Source organism: Enterococcus sp. AZ103, from assembly GCF_051714685.1.
In the GTDB taxonomy this organism is placed as follows: Bacteria; Bacillota; Bacilli; order Lactobacillales; family Enterococcaceae; genus Enterococcus_A; species Enterococcus_A alishanensis.
Genome location: NZ_JBIOSI010000001.1, coordinates 1,829,173 through 1,849,345, shown reverse-complemented (window position 1 = coordinate 1,849,345; position 20,173 = coordinate 1,829,173). Strand labels below are relative to the sequence as shown.

At 35.3% G+C, this 20,173-nt stretch carries 17 protein-coding genes; 3 read left to right on the top strand and 14 right to left on the bottom strand.

Going from position 1 to position 20,173, the window contains the following annotated elements; genetic code table 11:
* Positions 1-2: 2 nt before the first annotated feature.
* The 7 genes from ID741_RS09240 to ID741_RS09210 all read right to left on the bottom strand — a co-directional run bounded on the left by ID741_RS09240 (position 3) and on the right by ID741_RS09210 (position 6,905).
* The gene (locus tag ID741_RS09240) at positions 3-1,166 is read right to left on the bottom strand and encodes a class I SAM-dependent methyltransferase (RefSeq protein WP_438719796.1); all 1,164 of its coding nucleotides are present in this window, start codon (positions 1,164-1,166) and stop codon (positions 3-5) included.
* A 123-nt stretch (positions 1,167-1,289) separates the two neighbouring features.
* Positions 1,290-1,520 (bottom strand): YkuJ family protein, encoded by a 231-nt coding sequence (locus tag ID741_RS09235; RefSeq protein ID WP_218324960.1) that lies wholly within the window; start codon positions 1,518-1,520, stop codon positions 1,290-1,292.
* 93 nt (positions 1,521-1,613) lie between these two features.
* Positions 1,614-2,477: an NAD(P)-dependent oxidoreductase gene (locus tag ID741_RS09230; RefSeq protein WP_438719795.1), complete on the bottom strand. Its 864-nt coding sequence runs from the start codon at positions 2,475-2,477 to the stop codon at positions 1,614-1,616.
* Between the two features lie 28 nt (positions 2,478-2,505).
* Complete coding sequence (locus ID741_RS09225; protein ID WP_438719794.1) at positions 2,506-3,735, bottom strand: glycosyltransferase family 4 protein; 1,230 nt, start codon at positions 3,733-3,735, stop codon at positions 2,506-2,508.
* A gap of 18 nt (positions 3,736-3,753) precedes the next feature.
* Positions 3,754-4,794, bottom strand: coding sequence for a glycosyltransferase (locus ID741_RS09220; RefSeq protein WP_438719793.1), 1,041 nt, complete (start codon positions 4,792-4,794; stop codon positions 3,754-3,756).
* A gap of 117 nt (positions 4,795-4,911) precedes the next feature.
* Positions 4,912-6,639, bottom strand: coding sequence for a phosphoenolpyruvate--protein phosphotransferase (gene ptsP, locus ID741_RS09215; protein ID WP_438719792.1), 1,728 nt, complete (start codon positions 6,637-6,639; stop codon positions 4,912-4,914).
* On the bottom strand, positions 6,639-6,905 hold the full coding sequence (locus ID741_RS09210) for a phosphocarrier protein HPr (protein ID WP_218324955.1): 267 nt from the start codon (positions 6,903-6,905) through the stop codon (positions 6,639-6,641). The genes ptsP and ID741_RS09210 overlap by 1 nt, the downstream gene beginning before the upstream one ends.
* Before the next feature lie 408 nt (positions 6,906-7,313).
* Here ID741_RS09210 and ID741_RS09205 point away from each other — a divergent pair, with 408 nt between their 5' ends.
* Positions 7,314-9,551, top strand: coding sequence for an AAA family ATPase (locus ID741_RS09205; protein ID WP_438720460.1), 2,238 nt, complete (start codon positions 7,314-7,316; stop codon positions 9,549-9,551).
* A 17-nt stretch (positions 9,552-9,568) separates the two neighbouring features.
* Here the strand turns inward: ID741_RS09205 and ID741_RS09200 are convergent, their stop codons facing one another.
* The 4 genes from ID741_RS09200 to ID741_RS09185 form a co-directional block, all read right to left on the bottom strand.
* On the bottom strand, positions 9,569-11,200 hold the full coding sequence (locus tag ID741_RS09200) for a hypothetical protein (RefSeq protein ID WP_438719791.1): 1,632 nt from the start codon (positions 11,198-11,200) through the stop codon (positions 9,569-9,571).
* 75 nt (positions 11,201-11,275) lie between these two features.
* Positions 11,276-12,853, bottom strand: a complete 1,578-nt coding sequence (locus ID741_RS09195) for a peptide chain release factor 3 (protein ID WP_438719790.1) — start codon at positions 12,851-12,853, stop codon at positions 11,276-11,278.
* Positions 12,854-12,993: 140 nt separating this feature from the next.
* Positions 12,994-14,367 carry a hemolysin family protein gene (locus tag ID741_RS09190; protein ID WP_438719789.1) on the bottom strand — a complete coding sequence of 458 codons (1,374 nt, stop codon included), beginning with the start codon at positions 14,365-14,367 and terminating at the stop codon, positions 12,994-12,996.
* Positions 14,368-14,464: 97 nt separating this feature from the next.
* Entirely contained in the window at positions 14,465-15,592 is a 1,128-nt protein-coding gene (locus ID741_RS09185; protein ID WP_438719788.1) for an AI-2E family transporter, read from the bottom strand.
* An 87-nt stretch (positions 15,593-15,679) separates the two neighbouring features.
* Here ID741_RS09185 and ID741_RS09180 point away from each other — a divergent pair, with 87 nt between their 5' ends.
* Positions 15,680-16,114, top strand: a complete 435-nt coding sequence (locus tag ID741_RS09180; protein WP_218324950.1) for a GNAT family N-acetyltransferase — start codon at positions 15,680-15,682, stop codon at positions 16,112-16,114.
* A 36-nt stretch (positions 16,115-16,150) separates the two neighbouring features.
* Here the strand turns inward: ID741_RS09180 and ntdP are convergent, their stop codons facing one another.
* The 3 genes from ntdP to recX all read right to left on the bottom strand — a co-directional run bounded on the left by ntdP (position 16,151) and on the right by recX (position 18,710).
* The gene (gene ntdP, locus ID741_RS09175; RefSeq protein WP_218324949.1) at positions 16,151-16,684 is read right to left on the bottom strand and encodes a nucleoside tri-diphosphate phosphatase; all 534 of its coding nucleotides are present in this window, start codon (positions 16,682-16,684) and stop codon (positions 16,151-16,153) included.
* Between the two features lie 96 nt (positions 16,685-16,780).
* The gene (gene mutY / locus ID741_RS09170) at positions 16,781-17,914 is read right to left on the bottom strand and encodes an A/G-specific adenine glycosylase (RefSeq protein WP_438719787.1); all 1,134 of its coding nucleotides are present in this window, start codon (positions 17,912-17,914) and stop codon (positions 16,781-16,783) included.
* Complete coding sequence (gene recX, locus ID741_RS09165; protein ID WP_438719786.1) at positions 17,907-18,710, bottom strand: recombination regulator RecX; 804 nt, start codon at positions 18,708-18,710, stop codon at positions 17,907-17,909. The genes mutY and recX overlap by 8 nt, the downstream gene beginning before the upstream one ends.
* An 89-nt stretch (positions 18,711-18,799) precedes the next feature.
* On the opposite strand from recX, the gene rlmD reads away from it, so the two are divergent.
* Positions 18,800-20,173: a 23S rRNA (uracil(1939)-C(5))-methyltransferase RlmD gene (gene rlmD, locus ID741_RS09160; protein WP_438719785.1), complete on the top strand. Its 1,374-nt coding sequence runs from the start codon at positions 18,800-18,802 to the stop codon at positions 20,171-20,173.

Genomic DNA, 20,173 nt, shown 5'->3' with positions numbered 1-20,173 from the left:
TTTTATACGTTACGATGCATTGGAATCGAATTATTATTAGCATGAACTAATAAATACTGATCCACATCAATGTTACTTGATTGGAATGATGCTGCACAAGCCTGCAAGTATAAATCCCACATGCGGTAAAAACTTTCATCACTTTTAGCAACGATTTTATCTTTAACTTGATGGAAATTTTCAGTCCAGTGTTCTAAAGTTAATTGATAATCTCGGCGTAAACTTTCTAAGTCAATTAATTGCAAATCATTTTCTGTAATGTGCCCAACGATCTCAGTCACACCTGGAATGTATCCGCCTGGAAAAATATATTTGTTAATCCATGCATTTTTTGCGCCGCCTTGTTGACGACTAATTCCATGAATAAGTGCTGTTCCTTCAGGCTTCAAGCAATCATTTACTTTAGTAAAATATTCACCTAAGTTTTCACTACCGACATGTTCAAACATACCTACACTAGTAATATGATCAAATTTATCTGTCATATCGCGGTAATCCATCAAATAAACAGAGACTTGATTTTCTAATTTTTCGTCTTTTATAATTTTTTGAATATGGTCATACTGTTCTTCACTTAAAGTGATTCCCGTTGATTTTAAACCGTACTCTTTAGCAGCAATTAAAATAAGCGTACCCCAGCCACAGCCAATATCCAATAGTGTTTCACCAGGATTGGCATGTAATTTATTTAGGATGTGATGAACTTTATTTATTTGTGCTTGCTCTAAGGTATCTTGCGGTGTTTCAAAATAAGCACACGAATAAGTCATTGTTGGATCTAACCACAGCTCATAAAACTGATTGCCTAAATCATAATGACTGTGAATATCTTCTTTACTTTGTTTCTTTGTATGCTTTTCTTTTGGTAACCATTTTTTAAAATTTTTATTTGCAAAAAAACCATTGGCTTGCTTATAGACATCGTAAATTAAAGCTTGTATGTTACCTTCAACTTCGATTTTCTTACTCATATAGGCTTCACCTAGCGCAAGCGAAGCATTGTTAGTTAAATCTTTAACTGGAATTTTTTCATTAAATTTAATTTTAAAAACTGTTTCACCGTCATTGTTACCATATTCTTTTACTGAACCGTCCCAAAAGGTAACTTCGGTTTTTTCTGAAAATGATGGTTTAAATAATTGATTATATACTTCTTTGTCTAACATTTTTTTCCCTCCATTACTATATATATAATGACTGGAAATGAAAAATTTTACAAATATTTTGCAGCGAATTTCCGGAAAATTTTTACAAAAAAAACAAGCCATATTTTCAGGCTTGTTCCTAAACTATTGAATCAAATCGTAAATCTCCATCGCAACGATATCGATATTATCAAATTGGTAAGATTGCTTACTGTCAGATTCTGTTAATTCGAAAGTTTCGGTTGAACTATCATATGTTACAGTACATTTTTCAACGCCTTCTTTTTCAAAACGTCTTACTTGTACTTCGCTGTCAGTTGACTCTGTCATTGCTTCCAAACGCTTAATAATGGCAACTAATTGTGAATGTTTCATCTAGATGCCCCCTTTCCAATTAATTCTTGTATATTGTATCAAATCCATCTAATTTATGCATTGATTTTCGACAATTTATTTCAATTTATTTGTTCAGTCTTTCCACCATAGTTTGATTAAGCTTTGTGTACCTAAATTTTCAAAACCATCAGCTGCTAATTTTTCGTAAAGTTCAGTAGCTAGTTCAGTGGCCGGTAGATCTAAATTCATTTTTTCGGCTTCATCCAAAGTAATTTTCAAGTCTTTAATAAAATGTTTAACAAAAAAGCCTGGTGAATAATCTTGTTTCAAAATTCTGGGACCATAATTTGCCAATGACCAATTTGATGCTGCGCCACCGCCTAAAGTCTCAATCACACTATTTAAATCTAATCCCACTTTATCAGCATAGACTAACATCTCCGTCATACCAGTCATTGTTCCAGCAATCATAATTTGATTGGCCATTTTAGTATGTTGACCCAAGCCAGCACTACCGTGAAGAGAATAACTTTTACCCATGATATCAAATAATGGTACTACTTTATCGAAGGTTGCTTGGTCGCCGCCAACCATGATTGTTAAGGTGGCATTTTGTGCCCCTAAGTCGCCACCAGAAACTGGTGCATCTAAACTTTCAGCGCCAGCTTCTTTAGCAGTTTGATAAATTTTCTCAGCTAAACTGGGCGAAGAAGTGGTTAAATCAACTAAAACTTTATCTTTCACAGTTACACTAAAGACACCATTATCGCCGTAATAAATCTCTTCAACGTCACTTGGATAGCCAACCATTGAAAAAACTACCTCACTACTTTCAGTAGCTTTTGCTGGTGTATCTTGCCAAATAGCTCCCTTAGCGACTAATTCATCTGTTTTGCTCTTTGTCCGGTTATATACCGCTACTTCATGTCCTGCCTCTAAGAAATGTTTAACAATTGATTGGCCCATGACACCAGTGCCGATAAATCCAATTTTCATCTTAACTTCCTCCATGTTTCTATTTTTTTTACTTGCTATTAGAATTTTTCAATGAAGTTAATTTCATTCTTACCTTTTCTACAGGTGCTGTTTTATTTTCTGTTTCAAGTTGATAATGAACAAGCATTTCTTGGTAAAAATCTTGCATATCTTCACCAAATTTTTCAGCTGAAATCTCTTTTAACTTCTGTGCCCGATCTGACGTATTCATAGAAATATTACTCTGAACATATTCAATAAAAGTTTTAGCAAAATCTTGATCATTTGTGTAAGTAATACCTAATGAAGGTTTGTCAAATAATTGATTGAGATACTCATTGCCTTCAACGCAGCATTGCAACCCTGAAGCAATCGCTTCTGCATATGTTAGTCCTTGTGTTTCAGACGTTGATGCACTCACAAAATAATCCGCTGCATGATAATAGAGCGAAACATTTTCATGAGGAACTTCCCCTGTAAAAATAACTGATTTCGAAATGTTTAAATCTTCAGCCATTTCTTCCAAATCTTTACGATAAGGACCCTTTCCCACAATTACCAATCGAACATTTGGTAAAGCTTCAAGTACTTCAGGAAACTGTTTGACAATCACTTGGATGTTTTTCTCATATGAAATACGGCTCAATGACAACGCCATTATTTCATCAGATGAAATTCCTAAATCTAAGCGTAACTGATCGGTCATTTCCTTAGTAATATCTGGCCGCAGATATTGTTTTATATCAATCCCAGTCGGAATCACCTTCATCGGGATATTCACATCGTAACGTTTCAAGGTATTTACCACCCGTTCACTGGGACACACGACTCCGGTTGAATGGTTAACAAAGCGGCCAATAAAATATTTAACTGCACCTGGTCGAACAACTTTTCCATTGGCAATATAATGTAAATAATCCTCATACATAGTGTGATAAGTATGAATCACTGGAATCTCTAAACGATTAGCCACCATTTTTCCTAAAAAGCCAGCCCCAAATTCTGTATGGGTATGAATTAAATCCAATTGTAAATCTTTGGCCACTTGATAAGCAAACCACATTCCTCGAACAACTATTCTGCGATCCTTAAATGAGACAAAAGGGACACTTGGCATACGCACGATATCTTTTTCCAATTCCAAAGCATCGGGATCAGTCGTCGTGAATATGTAAACCTCATGACCTAATTTTTCTAATTCGATTTTCAACGTTCGAATAGATGTTGATACTCCGCTGACTTGCGGAAAATAAGTATCTGTAAAAAATCCAATTCTCACACTTCTTCCTCCAAGCTATCACATAATCCGTCGATAAATTTCATGGTTATAAGGTAGATCCAGTACTGATTGATAGACGGTTTGCAATTCTTTACCAATCTCATTAATACTTTTTGTTTGGGCAGTCCTAAATCCTGCTAAACTTACATTCGGTAATTTTTTCTCAGTAATTTTCCTGATTAACTCTTGAAACTCTTGGTTATTATGACCCATGTAACAATTATAACCATTTTTCAGCCAGCCTTCATAGACTGGTATGTCTCTGACTAAAATTTGTTGCTGACTAGCTAAAGCTTCTAAGACAACAATACCTTCTGTTTCTTCATAAGAAGGAAAGAAAAATAAATCAGCCGCTGAATAGGCCCCTTCTATAATATCACCGTTGATATACCCAGGGAAAATGACATTTTCAGGATGATCTTTCTTCACGATTTTACGAATTTTATGGGGAATTGATGCCATTGGAACATGACCAAACCAAATAAATGTGTAATCTGGCATGTTCTTTGCAATTTCTACAAAATCAATAATTCCTTTTCGTTCAAAAAACAAGCCAACACAAATAATTACTTTGTCACTAGCCGTTAATTTGAAGTGATCACGAAAGAGCGTTCTTTTTCGTTCATCAGGGTAATACTTTCGTAGGTCAATCCCATTTGAAATTGCTGCAATTGGTTGTTTTAACCCATAATTTTTCAATAACTTTCGCGAATATGCTGTTGGCGTAATAATAAAATCACTTTCTTGATATAAAGATACCAGCCATTTTTTAAATAGCGGTGCCATTTGATTAGATCCTACAAAAGAATTACGAAAATCTTCTTCTGTTGAATGGGCATGATAAATAATTTTCTTGCCATTTTTCTTTGCCTTTTTCACTAATTGATAACTCTTCGGTCCATAGGTGTTCACGTGTAAGATATCATAATCTTCCGCTTTAGGATTCGTAGTAAAATCAATTCCGACTGATTGTAATGCTCTTTTTTGATGGGCCTCAGCTCGACCGATCCCAGATTTTCCAATGACATTTTGGCCTTCAAAATATAATAATATTTTCATGGTAACCTCCTGTAATCAAAACCCATTATACCATAGCCAGATTTTTATACGCTCCAACCAGAGACTGAATTCAAAAAAAAAGAGCATTGTCTTTTTCAGACAATACTCTTTAGATGATTATTTTACGTATTGATTTACTAAGTCAACAACTTCTTCCATTGTATCGCAATCATTTAATGCTTTTTCAGCAAGTTCTTGCATGTCTGTTGTTGTTAAACGTTTCATTAAGCTACGTGTTTTTAAGATAGAAGTGGCACTCATTGAGAACTCATCCAGACCCATACCCATTAAAATCGGCACAGCTGTTTGATCGCCAGCCATCTCACCACACATACCAGCCCATTTACCTTCAGCATGTGCTGCATCAATAACATTTTTAAGCAAACGTAGAATTGATGGGTTGTATGGTTGATATAAGTATGAAACTTGTTCGTTCATACGGTCTGCAGCCATTGTATATTGAATTAAATCGTTGGTACCAACACTGAAGAAATCAACTTCTTTAGCAAATTTATCTGCTAAAACAGCTGCCGCAGGAATTTCAATCATAATCCCTACTTGGATTGTATCAGAAACTTTTACGTCTTCTGAAATCAATTTAGCTTTTTCTTCTTCATAAATTTTCTTAGCTGCTCTAAATTCTTTCAAAGTAGCTACCATTGGGAACATAATCCGTAAGTTTCCAAAAACAGAAGCGCGTAATAATGCCCGTAGTTGTGTACGGAACATACCATCACCTAGTTCAGATAAACTAATTCGTAATGCCCGGTAACCTAAGAAAGGATTCATTTCATGCGGTAATTTCAAATAAGGAAGTTCTTTATCTCCACCGATGTCCATAGTCCGAACAACGACAGGTTTTCCATCCATACCTTCAATAACTGCTTTGTAAGCTTCAAATTGATCTTCTTCAGTTGGAAAATCTGGTGCATCCATGTATAAGAATTCTGTACGGTATAAACCAATAGCTTCAGCGCCATTAGCGTGAACACCTGCCAAATCTTTTGGCGTACCAATATTTGCAGCTAATTCAAAATGCTTACCATCAGCCGTAACTGTTTCAGCATCTTTTAATTTTTCCCATTCTGCTTTTTGAGCAGCATAGGCTTCGCCAACTTTGATAAAATCATTGGCTTGGTCTTCGGTTGGATTAACAATAACTTCACCAGCGATACCATTAACCGCTAACTGATCGCCTTCTTTAACTTTGGCAGTAATTTCTTTAGTTCCCACGATAGCAGGAATTTCTAAAGAACGAGCCATAATTGCAGAATGTGAAGTACGACCGCCAATATCAGTAACGAAAGCTTTTACAAAGTTTTTGTCTAATTGGGCTGTATCACTTGGAGTCAAGTCATGAGCCACAACGACAACCTCTTCATCAATCATTGACGGATCTGGTAATGTTACGCCCATTAAATGTGCTAAGACACGTTTAGCAACGTCACGAATATCAGCTGCCCGTTCTTGCATATAAGCGTTATCATCCATTGCCTCAAACATACCAATATACATATCAGTAACTTCTTTCAAGCTACTTTCTGCATTGATTTTATTATCAGTAATGTGTTGTTTAATTTGTCCGATCATTTCTGGATCAGATAATACCATTAAATGTGCATCAAATACTTGTGCTTCTTCTTCACCTAAGCTTTTTGCTGCTTTATCCCGAATTTTTTGTAATTCTGCAGAAGAAGCTGCCAAAGCGTCATCTAAACGCTTTTCTTCGGCAGCCACATCTTCAATATTATTCTTTTTAAAAGACAAATCCGGTTGTACTAGCAAGTAAGCTTTCGCAACGGCAACTCCGTCACTAGCGGCAATACCTTTTAGCATTTCAACCATTATTCAGATAGTCCTTCTTTCTTCATAGTTTCTACGATCGCTTCGATTGCTTCTTTTTCGTCAGCACCTTCAGCAGAGATAGTAACATCAGAGCCTTGACCAACACCAAGAGACATTACGCCCATGATTGATTTAAGGTTAACAGATTTACCTTTATACTCTAAATTAATATCTGAGTTGAATTTACTTGCTGCTTGCACCAATAATGTTGCAGGGCGCGCGTGAATACCTGTTTCGGCTACTACGTGAAAATCTTGTTTTTCCATCTTGACCATTCTCCTTTATAATAAGAAAGTAAAATTTATGTTAGGGCTTTTAAAACACCTTTAGCCTTAGCCCTTCATTTCATTAGATTACCATTTTTTGAATTTTGATACAACAATTTTAATTAAATAAATTCAAATTAATGTATCCCCTTTCTTTTCGGCTTGCGGCAAAAAAATAATTATTGTTTCTTTTTAATCATTCATAAAAATTTTAAATATGCTATTTAGCACTCTTTTGATTCAAGTGCTAATTTTTTGAGCAAAACCCTTGATTTTAAATTTAAAGTCAGTATAATAAACTCAAGGTCAGTGAAAGTCAAACTTATGGCCGCAACTTTTACAGCGTATCTTTTTACGTACGCCCTTGCTAGTTGTAAAATAAAAGAAAATACTGAAAGGGTGAATGCGATGCTTTGCCAAAACTGTCATATAAACGAGGCAACAATTCATTTATATGCAAACGTCAATGGACAAAATAAGCAACTAGATTATTGCCAAAGTTGTTATCAAAAATTAAAAAATCAAGCAAGTGGAGGTGCTCCGCAAATGGCCCAAAATGATCCTTTTGGATTTGGTAGTTTAGATGATTTATTCCGTAATATGTCTAACCAAATGAACCAAGGTAGACAAGGTCAACCTGATCAAACACCACCAACACAATTTGGTGGCGGAAATGGATTGAACAATCAACCCCCTCGTAATGGCGGCGGTGGACTACTAGATGAATATGGTATTAACATTACAAAACAAGCACGTGAAGGAAACATCGATCCTGTTGTAGGACGTGATGATGAAATTCAACGTGTGATTGAAATTTTAAATCGACGGACAAAAAATAATCCAGTTTTAATTGGTGAACCTGGGGTTGGTAAAACAGCTGTAGTTGAAGGTTTAGCACAAAAAATTGTTGACGGTGACGTTCCTCAAAAACTAATGGACAAAGAAGTCATTCGTTTAGATGTGGCTTCATTAGTTCAAGGTACTGGTATTCGCGGACAATTCGAAGAACGGATGCAAAAATTAATCGAAGAAATTCGCTCTGCTGAAAATATCATCTTATTTATTGATGAAGTTCATGAAATTGTTGGCGCTGGTGCTGCCGGAGATGGCAATATGGATGCAGGAAATATCTTGAAACCAGCCTTAGCTCGTGGCGAATTACAAATGGTTGGCGCAACTACCTTAAATGAATACCGTATTATTGAAAAAGATGCGGCATTAGAACGTCGGATGCAACCTGTTCGAGTGGAAGAACCTTCTGTTGAAGAAACGATTGAAATCTTGAAAGGTTTACAACCTCGCTATGAAGATTATCATCATGTGAAATATACAGATGATTCAATTGTTGCTGCAGCTGAACTTTCAAATCGCTACGTGCAAGATCGATTTTTACCAGATAAAGCTATTGATTTGTTAGACGAAACTGGTTCAAAGAAAAATTTAACTATTCAATTGGTTGATCCAAAAACGATCGATAAAAAACTAGCTGAAGCTGAAGAACAAAAGAAATATGCTTCTCAACAAGAAGATTTTGAAAAGGCTGCTTATTATCGTGACCAAATCGATAAATTACAAAAAATGAAAGAAAAACAATTAACCGATGAAGAAACTCCTGTCATTACTGAAAAAGACATGGAGGAAATTATCGAAAAAAGCACTGGCATTCCAGTTGGCGAACTAAAAGAAAAAGAACAATTACAGTTGAAAAATTTATCTGATGATTTGAAAAAACATGTCATTGGGCAAGATGAAGCAATTGATAAAGTGGCGAAAGCGATTCGTCGTAACCGGGTCGGTTTGAATAAGAAAAATCGTCCAATCGGTTCATTCCTATTTGTTGGACCAACCGGGGTTGGTAAAACTGAATTAGCTCGTCAATTAGCGAAAGAATTGTTTGGTTCTGATGAATCAATGATTCGCTTTGACATGAGTGAATATATGGAAAAACACAGTGTCTCTAAATTAATCGGTTCTCCTCCAGGCTATGTTGGCTACGAAGAAGCCGGTCAATTAACTGAACAAGTACGTCGTCATCCATACAGCTTAATTTTATTAGATGAAATTGAAAAAGCACATCCAGATGTACTTCACATGTTTTTACAAATCTTAGATGATGGTCGTTTGACTGACTCTCAAGGTCGAACTGTCAGCTTCAAAGATACAATCATTATTATGACAAGTAATGCCGGAACTGGTAAAATCGAAGCCAATGTTGGTTTTGGTGCTGCTAAAGATGGCGTCACTCGCTCAGTCTTAGGACAATTAAACAATTTCTTTGCACCAGAATTCTTAAACCGTTTTGATGCGATTGTAGAATTTGGTACTCTATCTAAAGAAGGCCTAATGGAAATTGTTTCCTTAATGCTAGATGATGTCAACGCAATGTTGGCACCACAAAAAATTACGATTGATGTACCGAAAAATGTCAAAGAAAAATTGGTTGAATTAGGATACGATCCTGCAATGGGTGCACGTCCATTGCGTCGGACAATACAAGAAAATATCGAAGACGGGATTGCCGAGTTTTATTTAGATCATCCAACTATTCATGAACTAAAAGCAAAACTTGATAAAGATGACCGGATCGTGATTACTTCTAAACCAGAACGTTTGGCTAAAGAAGATACTGCGACAAAAGAAGAATAACCAAAAAAGATGATGGCCTAGTGACCATCATCTTTTTTTCGTTGATAAATTAAAAATATTTCCCACGAGATAAAACCTATAAGAGTCATGAAACTAATAAAAGCTGAAAAGATGGCAACATTCGTATAATGATACTGGATCGTAATTTCATTTTGTCCTTTTACAATAGCTAGACCGGTTGTCCCAAAAGAAGAAATTTCTGTAGCGACTTTTTTTCCATTTAAAGTTGCTTGTTGACCTAAGTATTTTAAAAAAGGCGTTTCTAATTGTCCAGCTCCTTCTTGATTATCATAACTAATCGTCACATAATCTCCATGGTTTTTTACCTCTGGATGAATCTGCTCTTTATTTAAAACAAAAGCATAAGGTATAACCAAACTGCTATTTTCTTGAGCAGCCACACTGACATAATCAAAAAACATTTGATTTTTCCAAATTCCCGAAATTTCATCAGTTAAAATAACCCGCTCATCGCTTGCTTCGGCCGCTAAATTATACACACTCGGTGATTTGTATATATTGTATACAGAAAAAGTATTCAAGCCAACCACTAATACTATTAATGAAATAAAGAATGGCAACTCAATTTTCTTATTTGGTGTTAAGCCAACACTTAAGCCATAGGCAAGAAACAATGTTGCAAAAGCACTTAAGCGCCATGCAAATTGAATTCTGACTAACAGTGTCGTTGAGATAAAATGCCAAGGAAATAAATTAGACACAAATAAAAATAAAATAATCCCACTTATGTAAATTACTAAGTCTACTTTAGTTAATTTTTTATAATTATAAAGGGTAATTAAAATTCCAAAAAAAAGTACCGCACCAATACTATAACCATTTATGTTATTCAACATAGTATTTTTCAATAATTCCGACAAGTTAATGCCATTAATTAAATTAGTAGTTGGTGAATAAATTTCTTGCCAGGCATTTTGCTGCAGCATCGGGATTACAAAACCTAGAGAAAGTAAGCCGGTTCCTAAAGCAGCTTTTGCAATGCCTAATAGCCGTGAAATTTTTTTATCCCAAAAATAAAAGCTAAAAATGGCAAATAAAAACAACAATATCCCTACCATAAAAACTGACAATACATGACTGTAGACTAATAAGCTCATGCCAATCATTAACAACTTCCACCGTTTTTCATCGCCATAATAGACTTGATAGGCCCCTGCTAATACTAACGGCAAAAAAGTCATTGCTAAAAATTCACCTAACGAGCCTCGATAAAATAAATCAGTACTGCGGTAACTAGAAAAAGTATAAATTAGGCTAAAAATTAAAGCTGTCTTCCCATTATTTTTGATTGATTTCATGGAATAATAAGCAATCAGCATAGTAAAGAAAGTCACCAATAAAATATATAACTTATATCCTAAAATAGTACTCCCAGTGATAACTTTAAAAATATAAGCGGGGTAAATCAGTAGCCACGGGTAAAACTGATTTACATCTGAGCCAATTTGGTGAAAACTAATAAAATTGATGGGACTTTTCCAAACGGTAGCCAAACCATCAATTCGTGCTAAATGAAAATATGCGTCTTGATTATTATAATGAACCAGACCAGATCTAATAAACAAAGGTGCCACATAAATCATGCTAAAAAATAAGAAAATAAACATGATCGTTATTTTTCTCTTCATTGCTTCCTCCTTGTTTTACCAAGAATAAAAAAATTACCAGTAAAGCTTTAAACTTACTGATAATTTTTTATTTTATTACATTAGACTCTTCAATTCAACCTCAGGGTACTTATCTGAAAACCAACGCATCGCAAATTGATTCTCGAATAAAAACAGTGGCTGATCAAAACGATCTTTAGCTAAGATGTTTCGACTAGAACTCATTCGTTCGTCTAGCTGCTCTGGATCAATCCAACGGGCAATTTTATGTCCCATCGGCGTCATCACAACTTCAGCATTGTACTCATTTAACATCCGATGCTGAAAAACTTCAAACTGCAATTGTCCAACAGCACCAATGATATACTCATCCGTCAAATAAGTCTTATACAACTGAATGGCACCTTCTTGCACCAGCTGATAAATACCTTTATGAAATGATTTTTGTTTCATAACATTTTTTGCGGTAACTTTCATAAATAATTCTGGCGTAAAAGAAGGTAATTCTTCATACTGAACTTTCAACTTACCCTCATAAATGGTATCACCTATTTGATAATTACCTGTATCATAGACACCAATAATATCACCTGCTACAGCTTCCTCAACATTTTCCCGAGCATCTGCCATAAATTGTGTCACATTACTTAATTTCATTTTTTTCCCAGTCCGATTTAACGTGACATCCATGCCTCGTTCAAAAGTCCCTGAGCAAATTCGGACAAAAGCAATCCGGTCACGATGATTCGGATTCATATTCGCTTGAATTTTAAAAACAAAACCTGAAAGTTCTTCTTCATAAGGAGAAACAGCTTCTCCGTCTTCTGTTTTATGGGCATATGGTTTAGGAGCTAAAGTAACAAAAGTTTCTAAAAATGTCTGAACACCGAAATTGGTTAAAGCTGAGCCAAAGAAAACGGGCGTTTGATCACCTTTTGCAATTTTTTCTGGATCGAACTGATCACCAGCTTCTTTGACTAATTCTACTTCACCTAAGACATCTTCATAGATTGATTGCTCTTTTAGTGGATGATCGCCAGCAATTTCTCCATCAGTTAAAGTAACATATTTTTCTCCTTCATAACGTTCAGGACGGTAGAATTCAATTCGTTCATTGTAGATATCATACAAGCCTTCTAAACCTTTTCCCATACCAATTGGCCAATTCATAGGATAAGACTCAATTTGTAATAATTCTTCTAATTCTTCCAATAATTCTAAAGGTTCCCGACCATCTCGGTCTAATTTATTAATAAAGGTAAAAATTGGAATACCACGCCGCTTAACAACTTGGAATAATTTTTTAGTTTGGGCTTCTATCCCTTTAGCGCTATCGATTACCATCACGGCACTATCGACAGCCATCAATGTCCGATAAGTATCTTCAGAGAAATCTTCATGTCCAGGAGTATCTAATATATTTACTCGTTTTCCATCGTAATCTAATTGCATTACCGAACTGGTTACAGAAATTCCCCGTTGTTTTTCAATATCCATCCAGTCAGATTTGGCAAAATTGCCCGTTTTTTTACCTTTAACTGTTCCAGCTTGGCGAATCGCTCCACCAAATAATAATAATTGTTCCGTGATTGTCGTTTTCCCGGCATCCGGATGGGAAATAATCGCAAAGGTACGACGACGATCGACTTCTTCGACTAAATTAGGATTGTTCATATATTTTTACTCCATTCATTTGACTAAAATTTCAACCCAATTAGTATAGCATGATTAACATAACTAAGGAAAGTTGAATGATAGCTTTTTAGTAAAAGCCCAAAAAAAGAAACAAAGTCTGAGACTTTGTTTCTTTTACTTTATCTTCTTGGTTCATCTTCTTCAAACTCTTTACTGAAATGACGACGATCTTCTTCAGGCTCGACTTCGGCTAATTCAGGATGAAAAATAGCTTTTAATGTCATGATTCGTGATCCTTCCATCTCTTCAGAAATCAAAGTAACGTTATCAACATCAAATGACAACTTTTCTCCTTCATCAGGAATTGTTCCTAAGGCAGTAATTAAATAACCTGCCATCGTATCGACATCGCTCATGTGTAAAGTAGTATCGAAAACTTCGTTAAAATCATCGATTAACATTTTTCCGTTAATGAAGTATTCATTCTCGTCAATTTTTTCGTAAAGTTTTTCAACCTCATCAGACTCATCATCGATTTCACCAACGATTTCTTCCAATAGATCTTCTAAAGTCACTAATCCCACCATGCCACCATATTCATCAAGTAGGATAGACATTTGATTTTGAGTCTTTTTCAACTCATATAATAAATCATCGATAAAGATTGTTTCTGGAACAAATAATGGTTCTTGCAGAATTTTTTGTAAGTTGACATTATCAAAACCAACTTGACGGGCTGCCTTTAAAATTGTTTTCGTATGAATTACACCGATTATCTTATCCCGATCATCATCGTAAACAGGGATACGTGAGTAGCTTTCATTTAAAATCTCATCAATATTTTCACCAACGGGATCATTGATATCAATCATAAATGCATCTGTTCGTGGAACCATAACTTCACGGGCAACCTTTGTATCTAAGTCAAATACCCCTTGAAGCATTTCAATTTCATCGGAATCTAAGACGCCCTCTGTTTCTAACATGTAGCGCATTTCATCACGAGTCATTTTCGTATCTTCATCATCAAAAGTCATCGGCGTGATTTTCGCCAATAAATTGGTTGAAGCAGTTAATAACCAAACAAACGGCTTCGTGATAATCCCTAATTTTCTTACTACAACTGAAGTAAATTGAGCTACTTCCTCTGTCTTAGTCATAGCAATTCGTTTTGGATAAAGTTCTCCAAATACGATCGAAACATAAGTTAGAAAAACCATGACAATCACATAAGAAACTGTTCGGGCAACAGCTGTGCCTCCTAAAACAGGTGTCAAAGATCTCGTCAAGCTTTCAGCCAGAGATGCCCCAGATAAGATATTTACCAAGGTAATACCAACTTGAATCGTAGATAAAAAGTTATTAGGGTCTCGGATAATCTGTAATAATTTTTGTGATTTCTTATTGCCTTCTTCGGCTTTTTGCTCTACACGGTTTTTATTAACAGAAACAACAGCGATTTCAGCCGCAGCTAAAAATCCATTAATCAAGGTTAAGACTACCAATAAAGCAATCTCCAAGATTATCGACTGACTATCGGGGTCAGCGTTCATAATTGCATTCGCTCCTTAAAATAAAGTGTAAAAAAAGTGGCACAAGGCCACAGATAAATCGTATCATATCGCTTATTTTTATGCAATTAAATCTCGATTAATTTAAAAACTCTTGTTCTCTTTGTTCTTGACGACTCTCTTTGAAAATTCGAATAAAAAAGACAGCGATGGTTCTTAAAATCGCGTAAACTGGTACTCCTAAAAATACACCCAAAACACCAGATAAATTTCCAGCAACTAACAAGATAATAATAATTGTTAACGGATGAATATTTAAAGTTTTACCAATAACATTAGGGTAAATCACATTCCCATCAACCTGCTGAACCACTAATACTACTAAAATACATAGTAAAGCGGTAGTCGGGCTACCTGAGAAGAACGTATAAACTAGCGCTGGTGCTAAGCCTAAATAAGGTCCTAGATAGGGAATTAAATTGGTTAAGCCAGCAACTACACCAAATAAGAAAGCATAATCCACACCAATTAACAAATAGCCTAAAAAGGTAAAAGTAGCCACGAATAAACACTCGATGGCTTGTCCACTAATATAGCTAGACAAAGTTTTATTTAACTCCCCTAAAAGATTACTGATATTTTCTCGTTGATTTTCTGGGAAAACGCGAGAAATACTGGGGACTAACCGGTGACCATCTTTTAACATATAAAATAAAACAAACGGCACTGTAATCGCCAAAATTACAATTGAAGTAATTTTTCCAATCACCGATCCCAAACCGCTAGTCAGACCTTCTAAGAACTGCTGTATAATGGTACCGTATGATACATCTAAATTATTAATGTATTGATCAATCTTTAGTTCTTTATATAGCGGATATTTTGATGCTTGATCGGCAGTTTCTCGCAACCAATTTTGCATATCATTCATAAATGAAGGTATGCTCGACGTTAATGAAATAATCTGCGTAACCAAGCTAGGGATAATGCTTAAAATAATTAAAACGATCAAACCTACCAACAATAACAAAATCAAAACAACAGATAAGGTCCGGTTCAAACCTAAACGGTTTAACAAATGCACCAGAGGATTTAATAAATAATATAAAAATCCGGCAATTAGTAATGGCGCAAATAAAGTAGTAAAAAAGGTGCCAATCGGTTGGAAAATGAAATCAATTTTACTAGAAATAAAAATCAAACAAGCAATGATTAAAATTTCTAAGGACCAAAACATTAATTTTGAACTTTTTACTTTTTCAAACATTTATCTACTCCTTTCTTAGAATTTAGTTTATAGTATACAACAGTTGCGCAAATTATTTTAGCGTCAGAGTGTGAAAGGAAGAAAAATATGAAAATTTTAATTACCAGAGATACGATGAGCGATATTTATTTGGACGCTTTACGCATCCGTCATGAAGTTTTTGTAGATGAGCAGAATGTTCCTTTGGATTTTGAAGTCGATAAAGATGAAGCTTACAGTATCCATTTTGTTTTATATTTAGCAGATGGGCAGCCAATTGCGACTGTTCGTTTACTTCCCTTAGAAGAAACCATTGCAAAATTACAAAGAATGGCTGTTTTACCAAATTATCGAGGACAGCATTTAGGAGAAAAGTTAATTGATGAAGTCGAAAGATTTGCTAAAGAGCAGGAATTCACCACGATTGAGTTAAGTGCCCAGTTAACTGCAGAAGGCTTTTATGAAAAACGTGGTTATCAAAGCTATGGAGATATCTTTTTAGATGCAAACCTTGACCATATACACATGAGAAAAGATATATAAAAAAAACGTTGGGGCATCTGCCTCAACGTTTTAATTTTATTTCCGCGACAATTGCTGGTAGCGGTCATACCAAATATCAATATAGCCGTCAGAAAATGGACCTTTTTCATTATTAATCCAATCGACAAGAATCTTAACATTCTCTTTCAAAATAAAATCAATTTCTTTCGAGTAATGCATTTGTCTACTATGAGCTTCGTACTCATCAACGTCTAATAGACGTTTTTCCCCATCAGGAAACACTTTGACATCTAAGTCATAGTCAATGTACTTCAAAGCTTCTTCATCTAATAAATACGGTGAAGCTAGATTACAATAATAGGATACGCCCTTCTCTCTGATCATTGCTATAATATTGAACCAGTATTTTTGGTGAAAATAAACAATCGCTGGTTCTCGAGTGACCCATCTGCGCCCATCTGACTCTGTCACTAACGTGTGGTCATTTAAGCCGATAATTGAACACTCACTTGTCTTTAATACCATGGTATCACGCCACGTTCGATGCAAACTGCCGTCGTGTTTATAACTTTTGATGGTTATAAACTCTCCTTCTTTTGGAATCTTCATAGCTACCCTTCCCTCAGCAAAGAAACCTTTGCATTTGTTTGGGTGTTATCACACCGACATCGAAATTATTATAGCAATAAATCAAGAGCTTGCCTACTAATCTTTTCTAAGTAAAACGTTTTCTAGTAAATCAACCATTTTTTGCTGGGGTTTAGGAAAGACAAAATCATCAAAATCGTTAGGTTTTACCCATGTTCCTGAAACATCTGTCGTATTTCTTCCGTAAAAAACTAAAATGTGCCACCGCAGATGAGTGAAAATATGCTTCACTTCCCCTACTACTTTTTTTTGCCAGACAACTGGATAATCAGCTAGAAAATTGGCTGTATCTTCCGCTACCTCAAATAAATCTAACTGTTCTTCAGAGAAATTAATCTTTAACTGAGCGAATTTTTCTTGCGAAATTTCTTCCATTGGAAAAGTCCACATGTTTGCTAACAAGCCAGTCTCAGCTCTTTTTTCAAGTAAAAATTCTCCTCGCCCATTTTCGATTGCACCAGCGACAAAATATAAATCCTTTGGTTTGGCCTTTTTAGACTTAATTGGAAATTCTGTTTGCCGATTTTCTTGATAGGCGAGACAGTATTGTTGAATTGGACAATTATCACAATCGGGATTTGTCGGTGTACAAATACTAGAACCTAAATCCATCATTGCTTGGTTAAAATCTCCTGGATGCTCATGACTAATAATTTTACGCATCGCTACATCAAAATTTTTTCGGCTATTGGCTTTAGCAATATCATCTTCAATTAAAAATAATCGACTAACCACCCGCATCACATTACCATCAACTGCTGGCTCAGATAAATCAAAGGCGATACTCCCAATTGCACCGGTAGTATAAGGTCCTATTCCTTTTAAACCTCCAATTTCCTCTACCGTTTTAGGAAATTCACCGTGAAATTCAGTCATAATTTGTTTAGCAGCTGTTTGAATATTTCTAGCTCGAGAATAATAACCTAAACCTTCCCAGATTTTTAATAATTTATCTTCTGGTGCATTAGCCAAATCCTCAATCGTCGGAAATGTTTCCATAAATCGATAAAAATAATCAATTACCGTATCAACCCGGGTTTGCTGCAACATGATTTCTGAAATCCAAATTCTATAAGGATCAGTATTAAAACGCCAAGGTAAATTTCTTTTATTGTCATCATACCAAGTCAAAAAATCTTTTTGAAAGTTAGCAATTTTTTGGGCATCCCAATTTTCTATATTTTTATTCACTAGTTTCGGCGTCCTCTTTTTCTCGAATAAAGGTATCAATTTGATCTAATTGAAATCCTTTTTGATATAGGCTTTGTTTCACTTTTTGTTTTCTTTTACTTAATTCAAACCGCTGATTACTACGCCAAAGTTTTTCACCTTGATTGATTAATGCTTCTGACTCTTGTTCTATGACATCACTAAAATCAAGTTCAGCAATCGCAAAATCAATCACGTCCCCGCTAAAACCCTTTTGTAGTAAATATTGAAATATTTTAGTCGTGGTTTCCCGACTACTTTTCCCTCGATATTTTTTTAGGGCTTTATTAGCAACTTGTAAGGCTAAATCTTGCTGATCAGATAAACTAATATTAGCCAGTGTTGTTTCTACTAATTGATTGGAAATACCTTTTTGTTTCAGTTTTTGGGCTAAAATTTTGGGTCCTTTATCACCTAGACGCATCTGAGTCCGAACATAACTTTCAGCGAAATTTTCATCGTCTAATAAATTCATTTCAACTAATCGCTGCACAATTAAATGGCGGTCTTCTTTTGGGATCTCATTATCTTTCAAGTATTTACGGATCTCCATTTCGGTCCGCAATTGATAACTTAAGTAATTTAGCGCCAATTGAAAACCAATATCCTGGCGACTAGCATTTTTTATTTCTGTTAACGTCGCTTCATCAATTTCCTGATCCTTTAACAAACGAAAATCGATTAATGTATCTTCTGATACGCGAACTTTTTCTCCGTTGGAAACTTCAATATTATAATAGTTTCCTCGTCCTTTACTAACTTTCACAATGGTTAACATACAAATCCCCCATTCAAAGATTCATTTTAACATAAAAGAATTTTTATTCTGAAAAATATGCTAAAATAATAGCCAGAAAGGAGCAGATTATGGCTGTTCAATTAACGAAAAATCAAACTTTAAATTTAAAAATAAAACGACTGGGAATTAACGGTGAAGGCATCGCTTATTACAAGAAAATGATTGTTTTTGTGACTGGTGCCTTACCTGGTGAAAAAGTTATTGCCAAAATTACCAAAGCTACGCCTCGCTTTGCAGAAGCAAAATTAGTCACAGTAACTGAGGCTAGTAAGCATCGAATTACACCACCCTGTCCTGTTTACGAAACATGTGGTGGCTGCCAAATTCAGCATTTAGCCTATCAACAGCAATTAATTTATAAAAGAGATTTGTTGGCTCAAGCTTTAGAAAAATATAAACCAGCAAATTATCAAAATTATCTACTAAAAGACACCATTGGCATGGAAGAACCTTGGCACTATCGTAACAAGGCACAATTTCAGTTACGCTATAATCAACAATTAAAAAAAGTTGAAGCTGGATTGTATCAAGCAGAGTCTCATGAACTGGTGCCAATCACAGATTGCTTAGTCCAAGAGCCAACAACTCAAAAAGTTATGAATGTCGTCACTCAGTTATTAACTAAATATGATTTCCCCATTTACGATGAAAAGAAAAACGCGGGAATTTTACGAACTATTATGGTTCGAATTGGAATTGAAACTAGTGAGGTTCAAATTGTCTTTATTTCAAAAACTAAAAAACTACCGAAAATTAATCCATTGATTCGCGAAATCAATCAACGTTTACCAGAAGTAGTTTCCATCATGCAAAATATTCAAGACAAAAAAACTTCTGTGATTATGGGAGATGAAACCATTCATTTATGGGGAAAAAGTGTAATTGATGAAAAAATTAATCAAGTCGCTTTTGAACTTTCTCCACGAGCCTTCTTCCAATTAAATCCTTTTCAAACGAAAGTTTTATATCAAGAGGCTTTGAAAGCCCTAGAACTAACCCCGCAACAAAAAGTCGTCGACGCGTATTGTGGTGTGGGCACAATTGGATTATCGTTAGCAGACCGAGTGAAGGAAGTTCGTGGGATGGACACTATTGCTCAAGCTATTGATGATGCGAAAAAAAATGCTGCCGCCTTAGGTTTAACCAATACTCGTTATGAGGTAGGCACAGCGGAAGATTTATTACCAAAATGGTTAGCAGAAGGTTTTGCCCCTGATGCAATTGTTGTCGATCCGCCACGAACTGGATTGGATCAAAAATTATTGCAAGCCTTAGTAAAACAACCAAGTCCACAATTGGTTTACGTATCTTGCAATGTTTCAACCTTAGCAAGAGATTTGGTGATACTGGCTAAAACATATCAGGTGAATTATTTACAATCTGTCGATATGTTCCCCCAGACTGCTCGTTGTGAAGTAGTTGTGAAATTAACTAAAAAATAA